The 25,968-nt window shown below is 62.2% G+C and carries 29 protein-coding genes and 1 riboswitch; of the genes, 15 read left to right on the top strand and 14 right to left on the bottom strand.

The window, feature by feature from the left end; all coding sequences use genetic code 11:
- Positions 1-268: 268 nt before the first annotated feature.
- From GRI65_RS14345 to GRI65_RS14330, 4 genes are read left to right on the top strand one after another with little or no spacing between them, the layout of a single operon-like run.
- On the top strand, positions 269-1,675 hold the full coding sequence (locus GRI65_RS14345) for an MFS transporter (protein WP_160757272.1): 1,407 nt from the start codon (positions 269-271) through the stop codon (positions 1,673-1,675).
- 32 nt (positions 1,676-1,707) lie between these two features.
- Complete coding sequence (locus tag GRI65_RS14340) at positions 1,708-2,994, top strand: acyl-CoA dehydrogenase family protein (RefSeq protein WP_160757271.1); 1,287 nt, start codon at positions 1,708-1,710, stop codon at positions 2,992-2,994.
- A 33-nt stretch (positions 2,995-3,027) separates the two neighbouring features.
- The gene (locus GRI65_RS14335) at positions 3,028-4,119 is read left to right on the top strand and encodes a Zn-dependent alcohol dehydrogenase (protein ID WP_160757270.1); all 1,092 of its coding nucleotides are present in this window, start codon (positions 3,028-3,030) and stop codon (positions 4,117-4,119) included.
- A 13-nt stretch (positions 4,120-4,132) separates the two neighbouring features.
- Positions 4,133-5,194 carry a phosphotransferase family protein gene (locus tag GRI65_RS14330; RefSeq protein WP_160757269.1) on the top strand — a complete coding sequence of 354 codons (1,062 nt, stop codon included), beginning with the start codon at positions 4,133-4,135 and terminating at the stop codon, positions 5,192-5,194.
- A 4-nt stretch (positions 5,195-5,198) separates the two neighbouring features.
- Here GRI65_RS14330 and GRI65_RS14325 read toward each other — a convergent pair whose 3' ends face one another.
- Positions 5,199-7,598 (bottom strand): S8 family peptidase, encoded by a 2,400-nt coding sequence (locus GRI65_RS14325; RefSeq protein ID WP_160757268.1) that lies wholly within the window; start codon positions 7,596-7,598, stop codon positions 5,199-5,201.
- A gap of 176 nt (positions 7,599-7,774) precedes the next feature.
- On the opposite strand from GRI65_RS14325, the gene dapD reads away from it, so the two are divergent.
- From dapD to GRI65_RS14315, 3 genes are all read left to right on the top strand, one after another.
- Positions 7,775-8,614, top strand: a complete 840-nt coding sequence (gene dapD / locus GRI65_RS14320; RefSeq protein ID WP_160757267.1) for a 2,3,4,5-tetrahydropyridine-2,6-dicarboxylate N-succinyltransferase — start codon at positions 7,775-7,777, stop codon at positions 8,612-8,614.
- Positions 8,615-8,712: 98 nt separating this feature from the next.
- Positions 8,713-9,027 carry a hypothetical protein gene (locus tag GRI65_RS15170; protein ID WP_202391354.1) on the top strand — a complete coding sequence of 105 codons (315 nt, stop codon included), beginning with the start codon at positions 8,713-8,715 and terminating at the stop codon, positions 9,025-9,027.
- A 17-nt stretch (positions 9,028-9,044) separates the two neighbouring features.
- Positions 9,045-9,269, top strand: a complete 225-nt coding sequence (locus GRI65_RS14315; RefSeq protein WP_160757266.1) for a hypervirulence associated TUDOR domain-containing protein — start codon at positions 9,045-9,047, stop codon at positions 9,267-9,269.
- Positions 9,270-9,279: 10 nt separating this feature from the next.
- Here GRI65_RS14315 and GRI65_RS14310 read toward each other — a convergent pair whose 3' ends face one another.
- Positions 9,280-10,542 carry a dipeptidase gene (locus GRI65_RS14310; RefSeq protein ID WP_160757265.1) on the bottom strand — a complete coding sequence of 421 codons (1,263 nt, stop codon included), beginning with the start codon at positions 10,540-10,542 and terminating at the stop codon, positions 9,280-9,282.
- Between the two features lie 177 nt (positions 10,543-10,719).
- Between GRI65_RS14310 and GRI65_RS14305 the strand changes: the two genes are divergently transcribed.
- Both GRI65_RS14305 and GRI65_RS14300 read left to right on the top strand, forming a co-directional pair.
- Positions 10,720-11,007, top strand: coding sequence for a DUF427 domain-containing protein (locus GRI65_RS14305; RefSeq protein WP_160757264.1), 288 nt, complete (start codon positions 10,720-10,722; stop codon positions 11,005-11,007).
- The gene (locus GRI65_RS14300) at positions 11,004-11,438 is read left to right on the top strand and encodes a DoxX family protein (protein WP_160757263.1); all 435 of its coding nucleotides are present in this window, start codon (positions 11,004-11,006) and stop codon (positions 11,436-11,438) included. Before GRI65_RS14305 ends, GRI65_RS14300 begins: the two co-directional genes overlap by 4 nt.
- Before the next feature lie 32 nt (positions 11,439-11,470).
- Here the strand turns inward: GRI65_RS14300 and GRI65_RS14295 are convergent, their stop codons facing one another.
- Together GRI65_RS14295 and GRI65_RS14290 are read right to left on the bottom strand one after the other, a co-directional pair.
- Positions 11,471-11,722, bottom strand: coding sequence for an SWIB/MDM2 domain-containing protein (locus tag GRI65_RS14295; RefSeq protein WP_160757262.1), 252 nt, complete (start codon positions 11,720-11,722; stop codon positions 11,471-11,473).
- A 63-nt stretch (positions 11,723-11,785) separates the two neighbouring features.
- Entirely contained in the window at positions 11,786-12,382 is a 597-nt protein-coding gene (locus tag GRI65_RS14290) for a YbhB/YbcL family Raf kinase inhibitor-like protein (protein ID WP_160757261.1), read from the bottom strand.
- A gap of 256 nt (positions 12,383-12,638) precedes the next feature.
- Between GRI65_RS14290 and GRI65_RS14285 the strand changes: the two genes are divergently transcribed.
- Both GRI65_RS14285 and GRI65_RS14280 read left to right on the top strand, forming a co-directional pair.
- Positions 12,639-14,078 (top strand): S41 family peptidase, encoded by a 1,440-nt coding sequence (locus GRI65_RS14285; protein WP_332872667.1) that lies wholly within the window; start codon positions 12,639-12,641, stop codon positions 14,076-14,078.
- A gap of 32 nt (positions 14,079-14,110) precedes the next feature.
- Positions 14,111-14,470: an Mpo1-like protein gene (locus GRI65_RS14280; RefSeq protein ID WP_160757259.1), complete on the top strand. Its 360-nt coding sequence runs from the start codon at positions 14,111-14,113 to the stop codon at positions 14,468-14,470.
- A 12-nt stretch (positions 14,471-14,482) separates the two neighbouring features.
- Here the strand turns inward: GRI65_RS14280 and GRI65_RS14275 are convergent, their stop codons facing one another.
- Together GRI65_RS14275 and GRI65_RS14270 are read right to left on the bottom strand one after the other, a co-directional pair.
- A complete protein-coding gene (locus GRI65_RS14275) occupies positions 14,483-14,746 on the bottom strand; it encodes a hypothetical protein (RefSeq protein WP_202391353.1) in 264 nt (87 codons plus the stop codon).
- Between the two features lie 95 nt (positions 14,747-14,841).
- On the bottom strand, positions 14,842-15,048 hold the full coding sequence (locus tag GRI65_RS14270) for a cold-shock protein (protein ID WP_160601458.1): 207 nt from the start codon (positions 15,046-15,048) through the stop codon (positions 14,842-14,844).
- Positions 15,049-15,323: 275 nt separating this feature from the next.
- Between GRI65_RS14270 and GRI65_RS14265 the strand changes: the two genes are divergently transcribed.
- Together GRI65_RS14265 and GRI65_RS14260 are read left to right on the top strand one after the other, a co-directional pair.
- A complete protein-coding gene (locus GRI65_RS14265; RefSeq protein ID WP_160757258.1) occupies positions 15,324-15,788 on the top strand; it encodes a GFA family protein in 465 nt (154 codons plus the stop codon).
- Positions 15,785-16,105, top strand: a complete 321-nt coding sequence (locus GRI65_RS14260) for an alkylphosphonate utilization protein (protein ID WP_160757257.1) — start codon at positions 15,785-15,787, stop codon at positions 16,103-16,105. Before GRI65_RS14265 ends, GRI65_RS14260 begins: the two co-directional genes overlap by 4 nt.
- Before the next feature lie 63 nt (positions 16,106-16,168).
- Here GRI65_RS14260 and GRI65_RS14255 read toward each other — a convergent pair whose 3' ends face one another.
- The 5 genes from GRI65_RS14255 to GRI65_RS14240 all read right to left on the bottom strand — a co-directional run bounded on the left by GRI65_RS14255 (position 16,169) and on the right by GRI65_RS14240 (position 20,002).
- On the bottom strand, positions 16,169-16,744 hold the full coding sequence (locus tag GRI65_RS14255; RefSeq protein ID WP_202391352.1) for a fasciclin domain-containing protein: 576 nt from the start codon (positions 16,742-16,744) through the stop codon (positions 16,169-16,171).
- 198 nt (positions 16,745-16,942) lie between these two features.
- Complete coding sequence (locus GRI65_RS14250; RefSeq protein WP_160757256.1) at positions 16,943-17,371, bottom strand: COG3650 family protein; 429 nt, start codon at positions 17,369-17,371, stop codon at positions 16,943-16,945.
- A gap of 5 nt (positions 17,372-17,376) precedes the next feature.
- Positions 17,377-17,526 carry a hypothetical protein gene (locus GRI65_RS15165; protein WP_202391351.1) on the bottom strand — a complete coding sequence of 50 codons (150 nt, stop codon included), beginning with the start codon at positions 17,524-17,526 and terminating at the stop codon, positions 17,377-17,379.
- A 57-nt stretch (positions 17,527-17,583) separates the two neighbouring features.
- Positions 17,584-19,467, bottom strand: a complete 1,884-nt coding sequence (locus GRI65_RS14245; protein WP_160757255.1) for a CshA/CshB family fibrillar adhesin-related protein — start codon at positions 19,465-19,467, stop codon at positions 17,584-17,586.
- A gap of 142 nt (positions 19,468-19,609) precedes the next feature.
- The gene (locus tag GRI65_RS14240; protein WP_160757254.1) at positions 19,610-20,002 is read right to left on the bottom strand and encodes a DUF6632 domain-containing protein; all 393 of its coding nucleotides are present in this window, start codon (positions 20,000-20,002) and stop codon (positions 19,610-19,612) included.
- A 408-nt stretch (positions 20,003-20,410) separates the two neighbouring features.
- On the opposite strand from GRI65_RS14240, the gene GRI65_RS14235 reads away from it, so the two are divergent.
- A complete protein-coding gene (locus tag GRI65_RS14235) occupies positions 20,411-21,055 on the top strand; it encodes a DUF2726 domain-containing protein (protein WP_202391350.1) in 645 nt (214 codons plus the stop codon).
- Positions 21,056-21,495: 440 nt separating this feature from the next.
- Here GRI65_RS14235 and GRI65_RS14230 read toward each other — a convergent pair whose 3' ends face one another.
- The gene (locus GRI65_RS14230) at positions 21,496-22,230 is read right to left on the bottom strand and encodes a hypothetical protein (protein WP_160757252.1); all 735 of its coding nucleotides are present in this window, start codon (positions 22,228-22,230) and stop codon (positions 21,496-21,498) included.
- Between the two features lie 242 nt (positions 22,231-22,472).
- On the opposite strand from GRI65_RS14230, the gene GRI65_RS14225 reads away from it, so the two are divergent.
- The gene (locus GRI65_RS14225; RefSeq protein WP_160757251.1) at positions 22,473-23,141 is read left to right on the top strand and encodes a hypothetical protein; all 669 of its coding nucleotides are present in this window, start codon (positions 22,473-22,475) and stop codon (positions 23,139-23,141) included.
- Between the two features lie 49 nt (positions 23,142-23,190).
- Here the strand turns inward: GRI65_RS14225 and thiC are convergent, their stop codons facing one another.
- Positions 23,191-25,086, bottom strand: coding sequence for a phosphomethylpyrimidine synthase ThiC (gene thiC, locus GRI65_RS14220; RefSeq protein ID WP_160757250.1), 1,896 nt, complete (start codon positions 25,084-25,086; stop codon positions 23,191-23,193).
- 43 nt (positions 25,087-25,129) lie between these two features.
- Positions 25,130-25,237: riboswitch (TPP riboswitch) on the bottom strand.
- 52 nt (positions 25,238-25,289) lie between these two features.
- Complete coding sequence (locus GRI65_RS14215; protein WP_160757249.1) at positions 25,290-25,886, bottom strand: hypothetical protein; 597 nt, start codon at positions 25,884-25,886, stop codon at positions 25,290-25,292.
- Positions 25,887-25,968 lie beyond the last annotated feature (82 nt).

Here is a 25,968-nt window from a genome sequence, read left to right as displayed (position 1 = left end):
TCTGCAAATGGGAATCGCGGGCGCCATCTGCGCCTTATTGCCCCCGAAACTAGGGTGATTCGCCCTCTTTACGCAAGCGTAAGCTGATTGTTTAACACACAAGCCACGTTGCCGTAGCGTCATAACGCGCTCGTTGACCTGATCGTCGTTCCGCCTAAGCTGGCGGGGCGTCTTGGAGAGGACCGAAACCCATGCTTGCCCCTACCAGAACCATGCCGGTTACCGCCGCTTGACTGCCGCTGCCGACCCTCGTTCGGCTCCTCTGCCGATGCGCCTGAAGCTCGTCCACGGCTTCGGCGCGATGGCGTTCGGAGTTAAGGACAACGGCTTTTCGGTTTTCCTGCTGCTGTATTACAACCAGGTGCTGGGCATGGATGCCAGCACCGTCAGCCTAGCACTGTTCCTGGCGTTGCTGGTCGATGCTGTAATCGATCCGATCCTCGGCAATCTGGGCGACCGGACCTACACCCGCTGGGGCCGCCGCCTGCCGTGGCTGTACGCCTCCGCATTGCCGCTAGCGGTGGTCTGGGTTGTCCTGTGGTCCCCGCCCACACAGGCCGCACCAAGCTTTGCGGGTCTGCTCGGCATCGCCATCATGGTGCGGCTGCTGCTGTCCGCCTGCGAAGTTCCTTCGGTGGCCCTCGTTCCCGAACTGACCAGCGATTACGACGAACGAACGACGCTGTTCCGCTATCGCTACCTGTTCGGCTGGATCGGCGGGCTCGGCATGATGCTGCTGGCCTACACCGTATTCCTGCCAGGCGACGCGATGTTGCAGCGGGAGGGATATTTCGCGTTCGGCCTGTTCGGTGCGGCAGTGATCTTCGTATCCGTTGTCGGCTCCGCGCTTGGCCAGCATAGCCGCGTCGCCCGGCTTCCGGCGCAGAAACCGCCGCCATTTTCGGTCGGCATCGCGTTCGCCGAAATCAAGGAAGCTTTTTCAGAGCGCGCCTTCCTGATTCTCGCGGCGGGCGCGATGGGGGCTTACGTCAGCCAGGGCATGACCTTTTCCATGACCCTGTATCTCTACAATTTCGTCTGGCAGTTTTCCGAAACCGCGTTCATCGTCTACCCTCTGGTGCTGTTCGCCAGCGTGGTGATCGTGTTCCTGATCCTGGGTCCGTTGCATCGCCGGTACGGCAAGCCTACCACCGCCGTATTCTCCACCATGTTCGCCCTGCTGTTCTGGACCATTCCATACCTGCTGAGGATTGCGGGGATCTGGCCGGAAATCGGGGGAACGCAGTCGACCGCGCTGGTCTATGTCTTCGTGCTGGTCAGCAATGTCTTCGGGGTGATGGTAATGGTATCGGGATCCTCCATGGTCGCCGAGATCGTCGAGGCGTTTCAGGAACGGACCGGCCGCCGGGCGGAGGGATCGTTCTATTCCGGCCACTGGTTCATCCAGAAATGCGCGACCGGCCTTGGCATTTTCCTTGCCGGGCTGATGGTCGATTTGGCAGGTATCCCGGCCAATGCGAAACCGGGCCAAGTGGCCGAGAGCGTGCTCGACAACTTCACCTTGCTGTATATCGGCGCGTCGGTGGTGCTGGCGCTGTTTTCGGCCTATTGGCTGGGAAAATTCCCGATCAACCGGGCCGATCACGAAGCCCGCCTTACCGCCCTTGAAGTGGCCGCCCGAAACGAATTGGCCAGCGGCACGCCCAACCCGTAACAATCTTTCAGTTTTCAAAAGGACCAAAGCACATGGATTTCGATCTTACCGACCGGCAAACGCATTGGCGCGACCAGGTACGCCACTTCATCGAAACGCATGTTCGGCCCCGCCACGGGGAATACATCCAGCAAAAGGCTGAAGGCGAACGCTGGAAAGTCCTGCCGGTAATCGAAGAAGAGAAAGCCCGCGCCAAGGCGCAGGGCATCTGGAACCTGTTCATGCCCCCGCAGGCTGGCCGGAGCCACGTCGACGATACGTTCGAATTCGTCGGCCCGGGCCTGACCAATCTTGAATACGCCCTTTGCGCGGAAGAGATGGGCCGCATCGGCTGGGCCAGCGAAGTCTTCAATTGCTCCGCACCCGACACCGGCAACATGGAAGTGTTCCACCGCTACGGCACCCGCGATCAGAAGGACCGCTATCTTGCGCCCCTGATGAACGGCGAAATCCGCAGTGCATTCCTGATGACCGAGCCGGAAGTCGCATCGTCCGACGCGACCAACATCGAATGCTCGATCGTTCGCGAAGGCGACGAATATGTGATCAACGGCCGCAAATGGTGGTCGTCGGGTGCAGGCGATCCGCGCTGCAAGGTCGCGATCGTGATGGGCAAGACCGATTTCGAGGCCAAGCGTCACCAGCAGCAGAGCATGATCCTGATGGACCTGGACGCCGAAGGCGTGGTGATCGAACGCCACCTGCCGGTGTTCGGATATGACGATGCGCCGCATGGCCACATGGAAATCGCGCTCAACAATGTTCGCGTTCCCGCCAGCAACATGCTGCTGGGCGAAGGTCGCGGGTTCGAGATCGCGCAGGGCCGCCTCGGGCCTGGCCGCATCCATCACTGCATGCGCACCATCGGCGTGGCGGAAGAAGCGATCGCCAAGATGGCCAAGCGCCTGCAATCCCGCGTGGCCTTCGGCAAGACGCTCTACGAACATTCGATCTGGGAACAGCGCATTGCCCAGGCCCGTATCGATATCGAGATGACGAGGCTCCTTTGCCTCAAGGCGGCGGACATGATGGACAAGGTCGGCAACAAGGCCGCGGCGCAGGAAATCGCGATGATCAAAGTGCAAGCTCCCAGTATGGCGCTGCGGATCATCGACGATGCGATCCAGGCCCATGGCGGCGGCGGCGTGTCGGACGATTTCGGCCTTGCCGAAGCGTGGGCACACCAGCGCACGCTGCGCCTCGCCGATGGTCCCGACGAGGTTCACTGCCGCGCCATTGCCCGGATGGAATTCGCCCGCCATGCGCCTAAGCCCGGCGATGACGGCTTCAGCTCCGGTGACGTCGGGGTTTCCCGGTAATCCCCCCGCGAACTGCACGGATGTGATCATACGATGAAAGCTGCAATACTCGATCAGGCGGGCAAACCGCTGGTCATCGGCGAGGTGGATATCGCGGCGCCGGGCCCGCATGAAGTGCTGATCCGGACGGCCGCCTGCGGGCTGTGCCATTCGGACCTGCATTTCATCGACGGCGCTTACCCTCATGCCATGCCCGCCATCCCGGGGCATGAGGCGGCGGGCGTGGTGATCAGCGTAGGTAGCGAGGTGCGCACCGTTCTGCCCGGCGATCACGTGGTAACCTGCCTCAGCGCGTTCTGCGGCCACTGCGAATTCTGCGTCACCGGGCGCATGGCGCTGTGCCTTGGCGGGGACACGCGGCGGCAGAAATTTGGCGGCGCGCGGCTGACTCGCGGGGCCGACAAGGAAGTCGTCAACCAGATGCTCAACCTGTCGGCCTTCGCCGAGAAGATGCTGGTTCACGAACACGCCTGTGTGTCGATCGACAAGGACATGCCGATGGACCGGGCCGCATTGCTCGGATGCGCGGTTACCACGGGCGCCGGGGCGATTTTCAACGCCTGCAAGCTGGTTCCGGGCGAAACCGTTGCCATCATCGGCTGCGGCGGGGTCGGCCTCGCTGCGATCAACGCGGCGCGGATCGCTGGTGCGGGCCAAGTCATTGCTGTCGATCCGGTGCCGGAAAAGCGCGAACTGGCCAAGGTCCTGGGCGCGACCCACGTCGTTGACGCGATGGCGGATGACGCGGCGAAGCAGATTATCGCGATCAGCAGCGGCGGCGTCCATCACGCCATTGAAGCGGTCGGGCGGCAGGCCTCGGCCGATCTGGCGGTCGCTGTCCTGCGGCGCGGCGGGACGGCGACGATCCTCGGCATGATGCCGCTGGATTGCAAGGTCGGCCTCGGGGCAATGGATTTGCTCGGCGGCAAGAAACTGCAAGGCGCGATTATGGGCATGAACCATTTCCCCGTCGACCTGCCGCGCCTGGTGGATTTCTACCTGCGCGGGCTGCTCGATCTCGACACATTGATCGCCGAGCGGATCACGCTCGACCAGATCAACGAAGGTTTCGACAAGATGCGTGCCGGAACCTCCGCACGCTCCGTCATTATCTTCGACACGTAAGGAAAACGCCGCGATGGATTACGAGAAGGAGATGGTCGGCACCGTCGCCGTGCCCGAAAAGGACCGGCTCGACGAAGCGAAACTGACCGAGTGGATGGAAGCCAATGTCGCCGGCTTTGCCGGGCCGATGACCCTGACCAAGTTCAAAGGCGGCCAATCGAATCCGACGTACCGCATAGACACGCCGGGCCAGAGCTATGTGCTGCGCCGCCAGCCATTCGGTAACCTGCTACCCTCCGCCCATGCGGTGGACCGCGAATACACCGCCATGGCGGCCCTGCACCCCACCGGATTCCCCGTCCCCCAACCTTATGGCCTTTGCGAGGACACCGACGTCCTGGGTTCGAAATTCTTCGTCATGAGCCTCGCCGACGGGCGCTCGCTATGGGACGGAGCCTTGCCGAATTCCCGGCCGGACGAGCGCCGGGCGATTTACCACTCGATGATCGACACGATTGCCGATCTGCACTTGCAAAAACCGGATGAAATCGGCCTCTCGGACTTCGGCAAGCCGACCGATTACTGCGCGCGTCAGATCGCCCGATGGTCCAAGCAGTACAAGTTGTCGGAAACCGAAACCATTCCGGAAATGGACCGTCTGATCGAGTGGTTGCCGACCACTATCCCCGCGCAGCACGGCAACAGCATCGCTCACGGTGATTACCGGCTCGACAATTTGATCTTCCACAAGACGGAAGCGAGGATCATCGCGGTGCTCGATTGGGAACTGTCGACCCTGGGCGATCCGATTGCCGATTTTTCCTACCTGATGCTCAACTGGATCAGCCCACCCGACGGACGTGCCGGGATCGGCGGCCTGGACCACGCCGCGCTAGGCATCCCGACCATGGAAGAAGCAGTGACGCGTTATGTCACGCGGACCGGTTTCCCGGTCCCGCCGATGGACTGGTATTTCGCCTTCAACCTATTTCGGCTGGCCGGGATCATCCAGGGTATCAAGAAACGCGTGATCGACGGGACGGCCTCCAGCGCCCATGCGCGGGAAATGTCCGACCGTGTGCTGCCGCTGGTCCAACGCGCCTATGAATACGCGCAGAAAGCCGGCCTGGAATAGCTCCCTAGAAATCCCGCGCCCACGTGACCGCGACGCCGGCATCGTCGGGCGCGGAGGCATAGTGGCCCGGATCCTTGCGGTAGAACACACTGGCGGCGGACCGTCCGTTCCACAGCGTACCGTGCCATGAAAGCTCGCTGATCATCTCGGTTCCGTCTGGCGATAGCGACACGCGGCGCAGGCCGAAGCCAGGAGTTTCGGTGGTGTAATCATAGCTGACCGGCAGGTTGAGATTCAATCCGCCGCTGGTCACCCGGAGCGGCTGCGACACCCTCACCCCGATCGAATCGCCGAACTGGAACGCATCGCGGCGAACCATGTCGATCGACCATGCCCGGCTGGCAAACCGCGAACCGTCGGCCACGAAACCGCTCGACCGCGCGCGGGTGAAGCCCTGCCTGAATTCGCCGCCCAGCCGCCACTGCGGCGCGATATCGATCCCTACGCGGGTGTCCACGAACAACGAATCCGCACCGGTAGCGCCCAACGCATCATGGAAATACGCGCCGAGCACGGTGTCGTTTTCGTCCATCCAGGTGAGGCTCAGAGCCGCTTCGACCGGACCGATGCGGCGATCGGCGGCGAGACCAAAGCTCCGGATTTCTCGCGTGCTGCCGCGGGGCATGTCCGGAATGCCGCGCTTGCCGGGCCGGGCAAACAGGGCCTCACCCGTTTCCGCGCTGGCGGTGAAGCCCCACGCTCCGAACTGCTTGCGGATTGCTGCCGACGTGTCGCTGCGGTGCAGAAAACCGGTATCGCCGCCTGCGCTGCTCGCGATCATGAAGGCTGGGCGGCTGTGGCCCTGCATCTGGACCACCAGCCCTTCCGCACCTTCCGAAAAGGCGAAGCCCAGCTTGGTATCGGGCGCTATCTGCAGCGCGACCCGGGCGGCCAGAACCTGCGCCATGCGCGCGTCCTCCGGTGACAGGCGAAGCGGGTTCGGCTGGGCCGCATCGTTGCCGACCGTGAATGCCATCGACACGGCACCACCGCCGCCCGACATCCGCCGGCTCCGTGTATCCACGGCCCCCTGCAACCGGGGACGGTTCGCGGCGCCGCCAAGTCCGCGGCCGATATCGTAAGTGTAGGCGCGGTTGTACCCGTCGGTGATAATCGCATTCAGCGCGACATTGTCGAGCGCGCCGCCCATCGCGGGGGAGGCAAATCCGGTTTCCTGCCCCAGCACGAGCGATGCGCTGCTGCCGGCCAGACGGGTGGTTCCCTGCGGTGACAGCGCCCTGCCGATGTCCAGGATGCCGCGGCCAAAGGTCGTGTCGGTGCCGGTTGCACCTACGTCACGCGCGGTGGTCAGCAGGATTTCCACGATCTGGGCCCCGGTCAGGTTGGGAAATGCCTGTGCCAGCAGCGCAACAGCGCCCGAAATCTGCGGGGCTGCGAAGCTGGTGCCGGAAAATACCGTCACGAACTGCGTACCGCTTGGATCCGTCGTGATCTTGATGTCGCCGTTTTCGTAGGCGCAGCAGATCCCCTGTCCGCGGGCCGACAGGAACGACGCGGCACCGTTGCCCGCGCGGTTGCTGAAGGGAGAGAAATTGCCGTTCTCGTCGACCGATCCGGCGATGATCACGTTGTTGCCGCCCGCCGCGAGCAGATCGGTGGCGAACGGGTCAGGCTGGTTCGGGTCGATCCCCGCATCGGTGCTGTCCCCGTCATTCCCGGCGGCCACGATTATCACCACCCCGGCCGCCGCCGCCCGGGCGACAGCGTTGTTCAGCGTAGCGCTCGAACTGCCTCCGCCCAGGCTCAAATTGATGACCTTGGCTCCAGCCGCGACAGCGAGGTCGACCCCTTGCGCGATGTCGCGGTCGAAGAACAGGCATCCGTCCAGCGTCTCGTCCGTGTCCGTTGCGCAGCTGCCCGGATCATCGGCGCGCAGAGCCATGATGGTCGCTTCATAGGCGATACCGACGACCCCGAGGCCGTTGAAACCGGCAGCGGCAACCAGCGCGACATTGGTGCCGTGGTCATCCTCGGCTTGGAAGCCGCGGGTGCCCGCCACGTCAGCGGAACTGGCGCTGATCCGTCCGGCGAATTCGGGGTTGGTCGCATCGATCCCGGTGTCGATGATCGCAATCGTCGAGCCCCGCCCGGAAATACCGGCAGTCCACGCGCTGACCGCGCCGTGAAACTCCGGCCCGTCGGAACGCCGGGTTTCGGCTGTGTTGAAGTTGGTCGGCGGCGGAGTGGGGGTTGGTGTCGGAGCGGGAGTGGGAGTCGGTGTCGGGACCGGCGAGGGTGTCGGGGTCGGGGCCGGCTGCGGCAGTGGGCGGCTGGCGATGCCACCGCCCGATCCCCCGCACGCGGTCAATATCGTCAGCGCAGCCAGTGCAGAGCCAATTCTCAGGCGCGCAGCAGGGCGAATTGAAGTAGTAATGCCGGACATATATCGACCCTTCTGAATGCGCCCACCGGTACGCTTCAAATCGTAACCGGAGCATGAACGCCGTGCAACGAAAGCCCGCACCCGGATAAAACTTCACGGCTGTGCTGCACTTGCCCGCGCGGGCCGGTGCGGCTAGCAGCCGGAGGCACCAGACCATATAACCGGGAACCCCGCAGATGCCCCACGCTCTTGAATCCGCCGTTGAAGCCGCATGGGAACGCCGAGCCGAGGTAACCCCGGCCAGCCATGACGTGGCCGAGGCGGTCAATGCGGTGCTGGAAATGCTCGACAACGGCAGCGCGCGTGTGGCGGAACCGGACGGCGCCGGTGGCTGGAAGGTCAACCAATGGCTCAAGAAAGCGGTCCTTCTGTCTTTCCGCCTGAACGATAACGTAGTGATCGACCACGGCGCGGCAGGCGCGCCCGCGTTCGACAAGGTGCCGTCAAAATTCGCCGGTTGGGGCGAGAACCGCTTCCGCGATGCGGGCTTCCGCGTGGTTCCCGGCGCGGTCGCGCGCCGCGGCAGCTTTATCGGCCGGAATGCCGTGCTGATGCCCAGCTTCGTCAACATCGGCGCTTACGTCGATGAAGGCGCGATGATCGACACCTGGGCGACCGTCGGCAGCTGCGCGCAGATCGGCAAGAACGTACATATATCCGGCGGGGCAGGCATCGGCGGAGTGCTGGAACCGCTGCAGGCCGGACCCGTGGTGATCGAAGACGGTGCCTTCATCGGCGCGCGTTCCGAAGTGGCCGAGGGTGTCATTGTCGGCACTGGCGCGGTGCTTTCGATGGGTGTGTATCTCGGCGCCTCGACTAAGATCGTCGACCGCGCCACGGGCGAAGTCCATATTGGCCGCGTTCCGCCCTATGCGGTGGTCGTACCGGGCGCTTTACCGGGCAAGCCGCTGCCGGATGGGAGCATGGGGCCCTCGCTCTACTGCGCGGTGATCGTCAAGACCGTCGACGCGCAGACCCGCGCCAAAACCGGGATCAACGAACTCCTGCGCGACTGATAGGGTGTGAAGGAAGCGGAACCTTGTGATAAGATACCCGTTGAGCAGCGTATGGACAGGCCGCTTTTTCGGCCAACTGACTATGGGGATATGATCTGATGGAACGCCGTGGGGAAGAAACACATCTGGACACCGATGAAGCGCGGGGCGGAGAATCCACCGGTGTAATGCGCTGGGTCTTGGGTATCAGCCTGTTGCTGGCCATTGGACTTCTTTCGGCCATCTGGATATTTGGCGCATGGAGCCAGGATGACGTCGAAAGTCAGGCTACCGTCAGCGGAACGCAGCGGGCCATGGAAGACGGCGCCTCCGATACGGACAGCATTATCATCGACAATGCGGACGAGATCGACGCCGTAGAAGCTGAACAGGTAGCGCCGGGCCGGCTCGAGAACGAAACCGCGCCTGAATAAATTTGACGGTATCCGCGATGAGCAAATCCAATTCCTACCGCTCTGGACAGCATGTCACCTGGAACTGGGGCAATGGCACCGCCAAGGGGCAAATTGCCGAACGGTTCGAACGCAAGGTCACCCGCACCCTCAAGGGCAGCGAGGTGACCCGCGACGGATCGGACGACAACCCCGCCTACCTGATCAGACAGGAGGACGGGGACGAGGTGCTGAAGCTGGGTTCCGAAATAAGCGCCGCCTAAAACTCGTTGCCTACTCCGGCACTGGTGTCTCGATCGGAGCCATGTCGGTTACGCTCGCCGCATAGGCTTCGGCGCCGCGCATCACCCGCATCATGTTTCGAAACGATATCTTCTCCAGATCGGCCTGCGAATAACCGCGCCGCGCAAGTTCGGTGAACAGTGCGGGGTATCCCGATACGTCCTCCATGCCGGTTAGCATAATGGGGATACCGTCATAATCGCCGCCGATCGCAACATGGCCGATACCCGCGATCATGCGGATTCGGTCGATATGGTCAGCCATGTCCGAAACTGTGCTTCCGGGTAGCGGACGCGCAGCATCCCAATCGGCAAGTCCGTCTGTCACCTTGTCAGGCGCGCCCGGCCAAAGGGCAGCCAATCGGGCTTCTTCGCCCGCGCGGTCTGCAAAATGTTGGCGCACTTCCTCCTTCACGAAGGCCGGATAGGCGACCACCATCACCACACCGCCATTTCCCGGTAAACGCCGCAGCACGCTGTCGGGCACGTTGCGTGCATGGCTGTTGACTCCGCGCGCGCCCGAATGGCTGAAGATGACCGGAGCTTTTCCCACATCCAGCGCATCCTGCATCGTCTTCTCGCTGACATGACTGAGATCGACCAGCATGCCCATCCGGTTCATCTCACGGACCAGATCTTTCCCGAAACCCGTCAAGCCATTATGTGATGGCGCATCGGTGGCGCTGTCTGCCCACGGGGTATTCTTTGAATGCGTCAGCGTCAGGTACCGGGCGCCCAACGCATACATCTGGCGCAGCACACCAAGGCTGGAACCGATCGAATGGCCGCCTTCCATCCCGATCAGGCTGGCGATCTTGCCCTGCGCCATCGCCGCCTCAACCTGGTCGGCGGTCACCGCCAGCGCCATGTCATCGGGATAGCGCGCGATCAGCCGCTTCGTGACATCGATCTGCTCCAGAGTCGTCTGCACCGCCACCGGCTCGGCCAGATTGGCGGAAACATAGACCGACCAGAACTGCGCCCCGACCTTGCCCTGCCGCAGCCGGGCGAGATCGGTATGCATCGCCCGGTCGGCTGGATGATCGGGCGCATTGACCCGCGTATCGGTAAAGTCGAAATCCGCGATGACATTGCGGTACCTGTCGCGCAATTCGCCCGGCACATCATTGTGCCCGTCCCACACCGGCACAGCCTCCAGCGCGGCTGCGGCGACCTCCTCCGGCGTCTGCGCGGCGGCGGGTCCGGTGTGCAGCGCGAAGAGCGCAAGCGGCAGGAAGGCGGCGCAGTATTTCATGGTTGTGGTTCCCCGAGGTTGCCGGGAGATGATGCACGATTTTTCTGGGAATGCCAGCGCGGTTCCCCCTTTTAAAGTTCGTGCTGCACATCGAAAAGCGGCTTCGTTGTGTCTCGCACTCGGCGCTGCCATTCTATCGGCAAAGGTGTAGATGGAACGGTGAAAAGGAATTCCGTGATGATGCAGGCAAAATGGAATGGGCAGATCATTGCCCGGTCAGACGATACGGTGGTGGTTGAGGGCAACCATTACTTTCCCCGCGATGCAGTCGAGGACGGCGTGCTGGAGGACAGCGCGACCACGTCCTTCTGCCCGTGGAAGGGTACGGCGAGCTATTACTCGGTCGAAGCAGGCGGCGCGGTGAATGCCGATGCCGCGTGGTATTACCCCGACCCGAAGGCGAAGGCGGCGCACATCAAGGGCCGCGTCGCGTTCTGGAAGGGTGTGGAAGTCACCGAGGGATGATCCGGCCCGCCGCCAAACGGACCGCCGCCATCCGGACCGCAGCCATAGTGCTGCTGGCGGTGTTCTATGGGGTGGCGGGCTATTTCCATCTGGCAACCCCGCCTCCGTTCCTGACGATCACCCCGGTGTGGGTGCCGTGGCCGGAAGCGGTGGTGCTGTGGACCGGGATTGCCGAACTGCTCGGCGCGGCGGGGTTGATCCAGCCATGGTCCAAAAAACTGCGGCGGGCGGCGGGGATCGGGCTGGCGCTGTATGCGCTGTGCGTGTGGCCCGCCAACATGAACCATTTTGCGATGGATATGGCGCGCGAGGATGGCGGAGCCGGTCTCGCCTATCATATTCCCCGGATGATCGCGCAGCCGCTGATCATCTGGCTGTCCCTATGGGCGAGCGGAGCGACCGACTGGCCGTTCCGCCCGCGCAAGGTCTAGAGGCGCAGCGGGTCACGCCGCGCCCATAAAAATCAGGTGAGGTGCTTGGAAACAGCAGCCGTCATCTTGAACATGGAAATCTGGTCCTTGCCGATGACCGGGGCCAGCTTGGCATCAGGATTGATCTGGCGCTTGTCCTTGCTGTCCTGCAGGTCGTGGGCCTTGATGTATTCCCAGATCTTGGACGTGACCTGTGCGCGGGTCATCGGGCCCTTGCCGATTACATTCTCGAGATCGCCCGAGAGAGTTACGGGTTTCTGTAGTGCATTGTTCTTGCCAGCCATTTTATATTCCTTTCATGTTGGCGTATTCAACCTGCTATCCGGCAAATCATCCGTACCGGCGTATCAGATATCCTCCTCATCCCACGCTTCGTCTTCCACTTCATGCCGGGCGTAGGTCCCGGTAAGCACGGCTGCGCCGATGACATGGCCACGCATGACCGCCACCAGCTCATCCCTCGTCGCCCCGGGCATCAGGGTCAGCGGGAGATCGAGAGCGTAGATCTGAAACACATAATCATGGGCCGCGTCCCCCGCCGGAGGGTCAGGCAGCAACCATTCCGAATTCTTCTGGGCGTTCTTGCCCACCCGCGGCGGCACTTCTCCTTCCAGCAGCTTGCCCTTCTGGCCGGGCAGCCCCCAGACCAGCCAATGGCAGGCCGGAACATCGCCGGGCGCATCGGGATCTTCGACGATCAGGACGAGTTCCTGCGTCCCTGGCGGAGGGGCGTTCCATTCCAAGGGAGGCGCAACCGCGTCTTCTTCCTGCGCGGTGAAGCTGGGGTCCATCTCGCCGCCGTCGGCAAAGGCCGGGCTGCTCAAAGCGAAGCCCGCGCGCCCAAGTTCCCGTTCCCCGGCCAGGTCCGCAACCGTCAGCCTGCCATGTCCATCCCGGACATTCGTGAGCGAGGGTGCAAGCCAGTCAGGTACGGATTGAGGCATCGAGGTCATTCTCCTTTGGCGGACTGCTCTAGGACGATTGGGGCCAAGCGGCGAGTGTCCAAGGCGTAAAATTCAGGGTTTTCCACTGGACCGAGCCGAAAATGGGCCGAATTTACGTATCTTTCTATCCGTAAAGCTGAAAAATGGGTGTGCGGGCTTGCTCACGACTCGTTCACGGGGGATCGGCAAGGCTACGGAATTGACCGGAGATTGCCGGTCGGGTCGCACATTGGCGGGGAGCAAACGGACTATGCGCATGGGTCGCACTTCATTCACTATCGGGCTGGTTGCAGCGTTGAGCGCGTGCGGCGGGGGAGGTTCCTCGAGCCCCGGTCCGGTCGCTGGCGGAGGCGGCGCCACACCTACGCCGACCCCCACGCCGACGACTGCAGCGTGCTCGCTGGCAAACCGGCAGCAGTTCGTGCGGGACGTGCTGAACGAATGGTACTTGTTCCCGGCCGAACTCGACACCAGCGTCAACCCAGGCAGCTTCACCGACCTCCAGAGCTATATCGACGCACTGGTCGCACCGGCGCGCGCCAATTCGAAAGATCGGTTCTTCACCTACATCACTTCAATCGCGGAAGAAGACGCGTTCTTCAATTCCGGCTCCAGTGCGGGGTTCGGTATTCGTCTGGGGTATGACACTTCTGCCAACCGCGTGTTCGTGATCGAGGCGTTCGAAGGCGGTCCGGGCCTGCCTGCCGGTTTCGACCGCGGGGTGGAGTTGCTGTCGGTCGGCACCAGCGCATCGAACCTCCAGACGATTTCCTCCCTGATGTCATCCGGTGGTCCGCAAGCGGTGATCAACGCGCTGGGGGATGCAACCCCCGGCCTGACCCGTGTGTTCAGCATCCGGGAAGCCAGCGGCACCACCCGCCAAGTCACCGTGGCGAAAGCGAATTTCGCGCTCGACCCGGTATCGAACCGTTACGGCGCGAAGATTATCAACGATGGCGGCAAGCAGGTCGGATATCTCAACCTGCGCACCTTTATCAACACTGCCGATCCCGACCTGCGTACCGCATTCAGCAATTTCCGCGCCCAAGGCGTGACCGAGGTTATCGTCGATTTCCGCTATAATGGCGGCGGTCTGGTCAGCACCGCCGGATTGATGGGCGACCTCCTCGGCGCTGCCAACGTCGGCCAGGTGTTCAGCTACACCACTCTGCGCCCATCCAAGGCGTCGATGAACGAAACCCGACCTTTCGGCGCCCAACCGGAGGCCATCGCCGCGACCAAGATCGCCTTCATCGGTCGTGGCGGCACAGCTTCGGCCAGCGAACTCGTGACCAATGCGTTCATTCCCTACCTCGGCAACAATATGGCGCTGGTCGGCGCCAACACCTTCGGCAAGCCGGTCGGACAGTTCGGTTTCGATGTGGACGCTTGCGACGACCGACTGCGGGCGGTTACCTTCCGCACGGAAAACGCCAACAGGCAGGGCGATTACTACACCGGCCTCGCATCCGTAGTCCCCAACACCTGCCGCGCGAACGACGATATCAGCGTCCAATTGGGCGATCCGGCGGAAGCGTCGATTGCCGCAGCGCTCGAATTTCTCGCCGGACGGGCCTGTAGCCCAATCGCCGGAACTCCTGGCGTCCAGGGCACCCAGTCTCTCGCGCCCGCGCGTACTTTGCTCCAGCCGGACATCCCGACTCCCGCTCAGCGCGAAGTGCCGGGCCTGTTTTAAATTCGCCAGGCGTGGCGTAGAACAAGGATGCGATGACCGACAAGTTTACCAGCTTCGCCGAATTCTGGCCGTTCTATTTGCGGGAACACAGCAAGCCGCGGACCCGCGCGCTGCATTATATCGGCACTACGTTGGTCGCGGTGGTAGCCGTCTACGCGCTGGTGACAGGGCGATACTGGTGGTTTGCGGCGATGCCTGTGGCAGGCTATTTCTTCGCGTGGCTGGCACATTTCACGGTCGAGAAAAATCGGCCGGCGACGTTCACCTATCCGCTCTGGTCGCTCGCGGCAGATTTCAGGATGTGGTGGCTGTGGCTCACGGGCCGGATAGGCAAGGAATTGCGCGGGGCCGGGATTACCGGACGCGAATCGGAGCGTGGGACGGAGCGATAGCTGGCGCCCGGACTATTCGGCGGGTTCGGTGGCTTCGATAGCTGCGGCAGCAGTTGCGCGCTGCTGCGCGGCAAGCGCTTCGGCTTCACGGCGTTCGGCACGGGCCTTGTCGGCAATCTTGCGCTCACGGTCGGTTTCGCGGGCGCGGTCAGCCATTTCCCGCCATGCAGATTCGGATCGAAGCGCGCGTTCCCGGACATTGTCGAGTGTGGCAGCCTTGGCTTCCTTGGCGGCAGCTTCGGCGCGTTCCTGGTAAAATTCGAAAGACTGGCTCATTCGGTACTTCCCGGGAATTTTGTGGTGTGGATTAGTCGGCGTGAAACCGGGGGCAGCGGCGCTATGCCGTCGCCCCCGGCTCCAACTGAATCCGATCAGGCGTTCGTCAGATTGACCGCGGAGGTCTTTCCGTTACGGCCGGTTTCCAGCTCGTAATTTACGCGTTGTTCTTTATCGAGCGTCTGCATTCCTGCAGCGTGCACAGCAGTAATATGGACGAAGGCGTCATCGCCGCCGTCTTCTGGCTGGATAAAGCCGAAGCCCTTGTCGGTATTGAAGAACTTGACTGTTCCGGTAGGCATAGTTGTTTCCCTTCGAGAAACGGAGTGTTCCCGCGCGCAGAATTGCAACGCAGAAGTGCTTTAGGTCGTTTCGAAAGAGGAAGTCGTCGCTGTTGGCCGAATGTTTCCAGGCGGCCGGTATCGTCGAAGTCCGTCGTGTTTTCGACGTCAGCCCAAGTGTTCTAGCACATAAGGCCGGAAAAACATAATTTTAAAAGTAATTGGGCATTTGAACCCTTCGATCTGCGATCTTATGCTGGATCTGACGATGGTTGCGGTGAACAAGGAATGGACAAATGGACGGCATCGATACGGCAATTCCTTCGGCCGTCGGGCGCTGCCTGTGCGGCGCGGTCCGGATAGAACTGGCGGAAGTCCGCCCTGAGGTCGAGGTGTGCCACTGTACCATGTGCCTGCAATGGGGCGGAGGCCCGTTCATGGGCGTGAGCGCGGGATCGTTCGATATCACCGGCCAGGACCGGATTACCGCCCATCGTTCGTCCGAGTGGGCGGAACGGGCATTCTGCCAGGCGTGCGGCAGTAACCTGTACTACCGCTTCATCCCGGCAGACCATTACAGCTTCTGCGCTGGCCTGTTCGACTTCGGCGATACCGTGACCATGACCAAACAGATTTTCGTGGACGAAAAGCCGCCCTTCTATGATTTCGCGCAGGACACGCCCATGCAAACTGCAACCGAAGTCATCGCGGAAGCTGCGTCGGCGGGCTATTCTTTCCCCGAACAGGCGGACAAAACATGACAGACCCGGCCAATGGCGATGAAGATTATATCTATGACGAGGCCAGCGGCGAGTGGATGCCCGCCAGCGAAGTGGCAGCGGCAGCGGATGACAGTTCCGGGCAGCCCGAAGTGCGGGACGCGGTTGGCAATGTCCTGGCGGACGGCGACCAGGTGACGCTGATCAAGGACCTGACCGTCAAGGGCGCAGGCCAGACGCTGAAACAGGGGACGCTGATCAAGTCCATTCGACTGACCGGAGACGCGCAGGAAATCGACTGCAAGTTCCCGGGCATCAAGGGCCTGGTGCTGCGCGCCGAGTTTGTCCGCAAACGCTAAGACCAAACAAAAACGGGGCCGCCCGCAGGCAGCCCCGTTCTTTCAATTCGATCCATCCGCCAATCAGCTCGGCATTACGACCGTGTCGATTACGTGAATCACGCCGTTCGACGCGTCCACGTCGGTCGCGGTCACTGTCGACATGTTACCAGCCGCATCGGTCAGCACGACGTTTTCGCCATCGACTTTGGCAGTGAGCATCGCGCCGTTGACCGTCGTCAGTTCAGCGGTTCCGCCATTGTCCGAAATCATCTTGGTCAGCGCTTCAGCGTTCACGTCACCCGACACCACGTGATAAGTCAGAATGTCGGCGAGCGCCTGCTTGTTTTCCGGCTTCGTCAGATCTTCCAGCGTACCGGCGGGAAGCTTGGCGAAGGCCGCGTCATTCGGGGCGAACACGGTGAAGGGACCCGGGCCCGAGAGCGTCGCGCCGAGATCAGCCGCGTTTACTGCAGTTACCAGGGTCGAGAAATCGGGATTGCTCGACGCAACATCGACGATCGTGCCGGATTCGGCAGCGGTCATGTCGTCCGCCATTGCCGTTTCGTCAGCCATCGTGTCTGTTTCAGCAGGTTCCTGCGCGCAAGCGGCGAGCGAGAGTGCTGCGGCGGAAGCGAGCATCAGGGAAATATTTCTCATGGGGGATAACCTCGTTTAAATTTAACAGGATGTGCGATTACATTCACGTATCGCAAAAGAAGATACGTGTTCGATGGCAGAACGGATGCACCACGGGGATGTTCCCCTAAACTTCGCTGGCGGCGACGTTAGAGCAGCATATTGCGGTAAATTGTGCTTGAAGCGGGCTGGTCCCAGGAGTTGGATACCGCAGATGCTTCAGGGGTTTTCGGGGCCGCTGAACGGTTCCCTGTCAGTCCAGCCGCAGCCCTCCCGCATCTCCCCGTCGATGCTCAGCGTGACTGTGAACGGATAGACCCGGTCGGACATTCCGTCGCTACACTCGCCCGGGGTCACCGTCATGTCGAACGCCGCTTCACCCAGTTTTCCTGACAGTCCCAGGCCGTGGTTGCCGGCAAAACGCTTTATCGCAATGGTTTCTCCGTCGATGTTTTCCGGCGTGGAATAGGTCAGCATGGTACCCTCGACCTGGCCCCCCCAAAACGGTTCGGTGCCCGTGAAGCGGATCACTTCGTCCTTTGCGATGCCGTCGAACTTCGGCGCGGCAGCCTGCTCCGGACCGTTCTGACACGCTGCCAGCACCACAAGGGTCATACAGGCGACTAAGGTGCACCGGATCATCTTCATGACTGCTACTTCTTCGCCTTGTGCTCGGCAATCAGCGCATCGATCTGCGCAATCCGCTGCCGTTCGGGCGTATCCCTCGCCAGCCCTTTCAAGCGGCACGTCGCCCACAGGCTCTTGCGTTCCGATTCGAGGTTCTTGAGGTAGAGATCAGCCATTGTCGAGGTCCATTTCGCCGTCCGGATAAAGCCGAAGAGCCGGTCCCGCAAGGTACCTTACTGAACCACCGTGTCGAACGTGACCGAAAATTCGGGGATCGCTGTGCCGTCGGAAGCCGCCATGGTCCCCAGGGTTGTTACTCGGACGCCGCGGATCGCGGGGTCGGGCGTCGTGACCGGTGTATAGGTGTAGGGGTCCAGTCCGGAGGGTTGGTTCGAAAAGCGCACCCGGTTGGCCGGGTTGAAGGTGCCGAGCCCGCTGGAAGTGGGCCCGTTGGTGAACGTCACCGGCGCGCCGTTGTTGTAGGTGATCCCCGCCGGCAGCTGGTCCTTGATCACGATGCTGCCGGAATCGACCGTCCCGTCCCCCACATTGCGGACCGTGATGCGGTAGCGGATGAGCGCACCCGGGATCGCCTTGGGATTGACCGCGCCGTTCACCGGATCGGATATGAGCTGCGAGGTCTTCACCACTTCCAGTATGCCGCGGATGCCGTCGCGGCTGTTGGTCAGGGTGCAGCGGATGACATCGCCGAACCCCGGCATGAAGGCCGCGTTGACACTTGTCGGGAGGACCGTCGGCGATCCGGTGTACGCGTTGATGCAGGCGAGCGAGGGCGAATACCGCGCCAGATTTGTGGACCCGACGGCCAGCTCGTCCAGCCGGTGGACCTCCCCGCCGACCAGTTGGGTGAGCGGGATGGCGCCGTTCGTGACGGTGGTGCCCGTCCCGCTGGTGGTAGTGCTGGCGACGACCGTATTACCTTGCCGGATACGCAGGCTGAACTGGTCGGTCGCGAAGATCCTGCCGCCCGCGCCGAGCGCCTTGGTCAGCGAGACATGGGGATACGCCGCATTGGTAAAGCGGCAGGTGATCTCGTCCCCGTAGGCCAGCGGCGCCATCGGATAACTGCTGGTGACCACTCCGTTGGGCAGCGGGGTGGGCGAGGATGTGCTCTTGTTGGTGCAGGTCAGCGCCCCGCGGTACCGGCTCAAAGGGCTGGCACTGCCGGGCGCCATCGATTCGGCGAGCGTCACCGTTATGCCCGAGGCGGTCGCGACCAGTGCTGCGGTGAACGGCCCGTTGCCGGTGCCGCTCGTCGTGCCGCTGGCCAGCACTGTCCCGCTGGACGTCGAGCGGATCGAGAAATTGAACTGGTCGGTCGGATCGATCCGTGCGCCCTGGATGATCTTGTCGAGCTTGATCGAGGCGAAGCGCACCGCCAGCATCACGCCCTGCAATCCGCCAGCGCGCAGCACCACGGTGACCTGGCTCGGCCGGTTGGTCCCGGCAATATGCGCGCCGATCAGCGAGGGCTGCCCGCCCCCGGCGGAGCGCATGGTGTTGGTGCCGATGCCGGTCAGCACCGGATAGCGGTTGCCCGATTGCGGCGCGACGGTGTCGAGCAATTCCCATACCCCGCCGTTGGTGGTGTAGTTCAGGTATTCGGCGTTGTCGGTCGATTCCCCGTCGGCGACGACGAAGGCGAAATCGTTGATCGAGGCGACGCCGGGTGGCGGGATGATGGTGATGTTCCGCAGCAGCGCGGTGACCGTGCTGCCCTCGTTCCGAGTGTAGAGGATCGGCCGCCCCGGGATGTTGAGGAACGAGCTGTTCCCCACCGCAGCACCGGTCCAGCTCGGCGCGATCTGGGCGATCAGGCCGGACGCTGCGGTGCTGGTCACGCGCATGTTGAACGTCAGGCGGGACCCGTCATCCAGGTCGAAGGAGAAATTCTGCCCCGCCGTGCTGCGGGCGGTGGTGTCGTTGTAGGTCGTGAAGTCGAGCCAGCAGTAACTTTCCCACCCCGCCGGAGCCGCGCCGGGGGTGGCGGCGCGTCCGCACACCGCCGCGTTAGCCGCGCCCGATGCCCCGAGGCCCAGCAGGACTGCGCAGCAAATGGCCGCCCAACGGGCCAGTTTTCGGCTAAATTGCAGCACCCAGTCCACCAGTTACCTCTCGAATGACACGTAGAGATACCGGCAAATGGTTAACAAATTTTGGCCCCCGCAGGCAACGAACGACCGCCGCCCGCCGGAGCAATGGTTAATCAGGGGTGCAGGACATCAGGCGGGCAGGACATCAGGCATGCGCCGTGTCCGCCTGCCCTCCCCGCGTCAATACACCGAGCACTACCGCCACCAGCAGCAACGCGGGCACATCGCCCAGCAAGTGGCCCATGTGCATGGGATTGCTGAAGGACTGGACCGCCATGATCACCGCATGGACCACGCTGGACCAGTTGGTGAACTGGATCAGCGAGCCATGCGCCGCCGGATTGGCCGCCGCGCGGATCAGGAACACCCCGAGCGTCAGGTAGACCCCCACGATCATCATGTAATATTGCGAGGAATGCGGCACCCCTTCGTGCCACGCCCAGCCCGAGGGCCAGATCACCGCCAGCGGATAGATCAGGCAGAACACCGCGCCGAACGCCGCCAGTGCAACCTGCAGATATGTATATTTCCCCACCATTTCACGCTCCTTCAAAGAGGCGGCCCCGGATGGAAGCTACGCCTGTTTGAGGACAACGGCAAACTCCCCGCCCTTGGCCCGCTCCGACCCCGCCGAACCAAGCCGCCAGCCGCCGCCAGGGTTACAAAGGTGACACGTCCAACATTTGCTGTCCGCCCCCGAAACCCGCGTGTTCCTGCGGGGTTGAGGGGTGCCGGGTGACAGTTTCGCCCCATGGAAGAATTAAAATCCTGTAACGCCGCGCTATGCGATAATTTCCTACAGCGCGCGGGCAGATGAGAGGTCCGTTTCATGCCGCCGCGCTATCACGCCGCCGCGATGTAGGAAAACTGCTTCGGCGCGGGGCACCGGCGATCCCCCCCAATGCGCGTTTGCTTTTCCCTAAATTATTACGGATACATCGGACCGATGCAGCCCGACGCCTTAACATTGCTCGACAACCCGCTGATGCTGCTGATCGTGATGGCGGTCGGCGCGGCGATCGGTATCGGGGTGGACCGGCTGGTCGAAGGGCAGAAACGCGCCGAGCGCCGTGCCTATTGGAAAGGGCGCAACACCAGACCCGGCAGCAAGAAGGTCGTTTCGATCATCGGCGCGAAGCCGGACCGCGCCGCGCCTGAGGTCGATCTGGCCGCCGACCAGCTGCGCCACGTAATGCGCGCCAAATTCACCGCCCGCCCGCTCCTCAACAAGGGCGAGCAGCGGCTGCTGACCGTGCTGGACAAGGCGCTGGCGGAGGGCAGCCCCGGCTGGCGCGCGATGGGGCAGGTCAGCCTGGGCGAAATCCTCGCCAGCACGGACAAGGACGCCTATTTCGCGGTCAATTCCAAGCGGGTGGACCTGCTGATCGTGGACGCCGAATGCAAACCGCTCCACGCGGTCGAGTTCCAGGGCAAGGGCCACCACACGGGCGAAAACACCGCCGCCCGCGACGCGGTAAAGCGGGAGGCCCTCCGCCGCGCCGGCATCGGCTATGTCGAAGTGGTCAGCGGCGATACCCCGGCAGAAGTGCGTGAGATGGTGCGCAAGCTGGTGGGGCGGGTTGGGGTTTAGAACAGCGCTGGCTTAGGTTTTCTGAACACAAAACGCGGACCACGAACTCAAATTAGCCAGCTTCGCTGAAAATTGCCGAGATTTCAGAACCTTCGATCTTCGTGAGTTTTTCGCCGTCAACAAGCCATTCGTCCCCGCCTAGTCTCAATGGATGAATTGGAGCATTGGCGAAAGCGTTGTGTATGACCACACTTCGGCGATCTGACCACTGCCACGGTTTTACACCATCGAATAACAAGACAGCACTCACGTGCCGCTTGCGAGCGCGTCCTCCCTCATTGAACAAACCATCTGAATTCCGCGCCCATTTGGGCTCTTCTCAATAGCAGCGTCGGGCCCGATCGAAAACGAGACAAATTCTGACCCGTAAGTTGCTGCCAAATAGTCATCTTCGGTATCACACATGCTTCGCGCATTTAGAGCGATCACGTAGGGAATTTTCAGATTTCGGTACTTCGAGGCTTTTTTTCAAGACCACGACGTATCTCCATACCAGGAGTGCTGATTGAAACATCGCCCATTTCTACAGCGATTGGCCGGTGACTGCGAGAGCTTGCTTCTAACCCACGACGAGCGATTGCTTTGAGTTGGACCAACGCGCCTTTGTCGCGATATTCAAATAAATCATTTTCATCTGGGTTATTCGCAATCCACTGCAATAGCGCGTCGGCTAGGCGCTTTTTATTGATCGACTCGAATGGAGCTTCGATCTTTTCCAGGATCAAAAGATGATTATTAATTGGTAGAGAATTGATTGCGTCCTTTATTTCTGCAGTAAGCTTTTCCTTACCCTTGTTTATATCGGCGGAAAAGTTAGGCGAAATCGCCTCAACTATGAATTCTCGACCCACTTTATCGCGTAAGTGGAAATCAGGATTTCCCTTCTGTCCTTCAAAACTAGGCTCGACAGCAATAATTTCGCAACCTGATTTCGAAAAAAACTGAAAGAGGAAAAGTTCAAAGAATGCCGATTGATGTTGACCGTCGTCTGCACTTTGAAAATCGCCGAGCCAATGGCTGAAGTTTCCCGCAGGATAGTCAGCCAACCAATCCTCAACCGTCCTTCGAGCGATTGCGGCCTCCTCTCTTGCCGACGCATTGAGGTACGAATAGCGGCTCTCGCCTGCCCGAGGTGGGCCTTCACGAACTCTCTCACCTTTCGTAAAAATTTCCATAAAAATTCTGACCCATCTTCCTCGTACAAATTGAAAGTTCTAGAATTAGTGTGGTGCCTCATTCCAGTTCCAAGCTCTTACTGCCGGATTGGGAAGATCAAAAACAGTCCAAAGCCATACAACGGCTAATTACTATTGATTTATAAACTGCATCGCTGCCCGAGTTCGGCGATGTGCGACTAAATGCCAGCGAAGCTGCAGATCCCCTATCCCCCTGCCTCCACATCGTGCATCCTCATCGCATGAACAAACCCAACCCCATACTCGCCCCAACCTCCCACACCCGAGCCACGCTGCTGCCATTGCTCTTCGCCGCAACGCTGGCGGGGTGTGTCGGCGCGGCGTCTCCCGCGCCCACTCCGCCAACACTCGCGCCGCAGGAGGCGTTTTTTGAGGCGCTCGCTTCGCATTGCGGGAAGGCTTACGAAGGCGCGATGGTGTCCGATCAGGCGGCGGATGCGGATATGCGCGGGCGGCCCATGGTGATGCATGTGCGCGAATGCAGCGATACGCGGATCGCGGTGCCGTTCCATGTCGGGAACGCCGATGGCAGCTGGGACCGCTCGCGCACCTGGCTGGTCACGCGCACCGACACCGGCCTGCGGCTGAAGCACGATCACCGGCACGAAGACGGCACGGCGGATGCGGTGACATTCTATGGCGGGGACACCGCAGCGCCGGGCACCGCGCAGGCGCAGGAATTTCCCGTCGATGGGGAAAGCATCGCGATGTTCCGGGCGAACGATCTGACCGCCTCCGTCACCAATGTCTGGCGGGTGGAGGTGGACCCGGCGGGCACGGCGGACGGGCGCTATGCCTATCAGTTGCAGCGCGAGGGCCGGTTGTTCCGCGTCGAATTCGACCTCACCCGCCCTGTGCCTGCGCCCCCCGCGCCGTGGGGCCACGAATAGCGGCCGGCACGGCGTGAGGGGCGGAGGTTCAATCTAGGGGTTCAGGCCCTCAATCGTGTTCGCGGCCCCCGGCGCCGATATACAGCTCGTTGCCGCCTTCGCGGTATTTCTCGCTCATTTCGCGCATGCCTTCTTCCGCTGCGGCCTTGCTGGCGGCGGCGGTGTCCGCGCCCCATTTTTCTGCGGCCAGGAAGCCGTCGGCGGTCTGGTTCTGCTTGGCGGCGAAATCGCGCACTTCCTGGCTGATCTGCATCGAACAGAACTTCGGCCCGCACATCGAACAGAAATGCGCCGATTTCGCGCCTTCCGCCGGCAGGGTCTGGTCGTGATATTCCTCCGCCGTGTCGGGATCGAGGCTGAGGTTGAACTGGTCGCGCCAGCGGAATTCGAACCGCGCCCGGCTGAGCGCATCGTCGCGCATCTGTGATGCGGGATGCCCCTTGGCCAGATCCGCCGCATGGGCCGCCAGCTTGTAGGTGATCACGCCGACCTTCACGTCGTTGCGGTCCGGCAGGCCGAGATGTTCCTTGGGCGTGACGTAGCAGAGCATCGCGGTGCCGTACCACCCGATCTGCGCCGCGCCGATGCCGCTGGTGATGTGGTCGTAACCCGGCGCGATGTCCGTCACGAGGGGTCCGAGGGTGTAGAACGGAGCCTCGCCGCAGACCTGCAGCTGTTTCTCCATATTCTCCTTGATCTTGTGCATGGGCACGTGGCCCGGCCCTTCGATCATCACCTGCACGTCGGATTTCCAGGCGCGGTGGGTGAGTTCGCCCAGCGTGTACAGCTCCGCGAACTGCGCTTCGTCGTTGGCGTCCGCGATGCTGCCGGGGCGCAGGCCATCACCCAGGCTGTAGGCAATGTCATAGGCCTTCATGATCTCGGTAATGTCGTCGAAATGTTCGTAGAGGAACGATTCCTTGTGATGCGCGAGGCACCATTTCGCCATGATCGAACCGCCGCGGCTGACGATGCCGGTGACCCGCTTGGCCGCCATCGGGACATAGGGCAGGCGCACGCCCGCGTGGATGGTGAAGTAATCGACGCCCTGTTCCGCCTGTTCGATCAGCGTGTCGCGGAAAATCTCCCACGTCAGGTCCTCCGCCACGCCGCCGACCTTCTCCAGCGCCTGGTAGATCGGCACGGTGCCGATGGGGACGGGGCTGTTGCGGATGATCCATTCGCGGGTGTCATGGATGTTGCGGCCCGTCGAAAGGTCCATCACCGTGTCCGCGCCCCAGCGGATCGACCAGACCATCTTGTCGACTTCGGACGCGACATCGGAGGCAACCGCGCTGTTGCCGATATTGGCGTTGATCTTGACGAGGAAATTGCGCCCGATCGCCATCGGTTCGCATTCCGGGTGGTTGACGTTGGACGGGATGATCGCCCGCCCGCGCGCCACTTCGTCGCGGACGAATTCGGGGGTCACATTGAGCGGGATGGCGGCGCCGAAGCTTTCCCCGCCGGACGATGCTTCGCGCGCCATTTCGCGGCCGAGATTTTCCCGCGCGGCGACATATTCCATCTCCGGCGTGATGATGCCGCGCCGGGCATAGTGCATCTGGCTGAGGTTGTGTCCGGCCTTGGCGCGCAGCGGGCGGCGCAGTGCGGTGGGGAACGGAGGCACTCCGCCGCTGCGGTCGGGGCCAAGCTGGCCGTTATCTTCCGGCTTCACGTCACGCGGGGTGTATTCCTCCACATCGCCGCGATCGAGCTGCCACTGGCGGCGCAGCGGGGCGAGGCCGGCCTGGATGTCGATCTGGACAGCGGGATCGGTATAGGGGCCGGAGGTGTCATAGACCCGCAGCGGCGGTTCGCCGCTCGACGGCTCCAGATCGATCTCGCGCATGGCCACGTTGAAGGGACCGATATGGACCTTGCGGCTGCCGCGGATAGGACCGGTGGTGACCCCGATTTCGAGCTTGGAATTGATATCGGCCATGCGCTTTGCTCCTTGTCGGCGGAGTAAGCGGGGATACGGCTTTCTGGCGAGAACCGGCCCACTCCCTCCGCCCGTCTTAACGGGTTCAGGTTCGACGGGTCGGGCGCTGCGAAACGCCCCTCTCAGCCAAGCGGCTCCCCGGGGTATGGATCCGTGTTACGCGTTTCGGGCCCTGATGGGAAGGGGCGGGAAACGACCCGCGATCAGGAAACGATGCTTTGCCGCCCGGTCGTCAGGACCGCAATCGCGGCAAACAGCGCCGCCGCGGTACCCGCCGCGCCTGCCGCGAAGACCATGTCCATGCCCACACCCATCGCCACGGCGTTGAGCACGACGGCCGCCAGCCCGCTCAGGATCGCCAGTCCGGCGATGACCCGCGCCGCAATCGGCCCCTTGAGCAAGGCCATCCCGAGCACGATCGCGGCGATCCCGAACAGGAACTTGCCCGCGAAATAGAAGAAGAACGCCCCGGCCAGCACCGCCTGGAAGGCTGCTGCGGAGGCGTCGCCCGCTTCCTGCAGCGGGCCGAACATGGCGAGGCCGATGCCGACCTGGATCACATTGAATATGCCGCCCAGCGCAATCGAGGCCCACACCACCGGCGCACTCGCACGGCGCGCCAGCGCAACCATGGCAAACACGGCCATGACCATGAAACCGACCGCTTCGATAGTCCAGATGATCGAGGTCGCAATGCCGAGGCCCGCGCTGCTGTTGACCATGTACAGCGCCTGCGTCACCACGATCACGAGCAAGGCAAGGGCGGCCATCTGGCCGGCGCTGCGAGCGGAAATTTCCATTATTGATTCCTCTGGTTGCGCCCCCAGGGTAGTAACCGCCTCGTCAACCAGTTCGGACCGGTCCCCGGAAAGTTACCGGATT

It is taken from the genome of Allopontixanthobacter sediminis (genome assembly GCF_009828115.1).
Classification (GTDB): Bacteria; Pseudomonadota; Alphaproteobacteria; order Sphingomonadales; family Sphingomonadaceae; genus Allopontixanthobacter; species Allopontixanthobacter sediminis.
The sequence above is the reverse complement of the archived record's forward strand: the minus strand, read 5'-3'. Positions and strand labels throughout refer to the sequence as shown.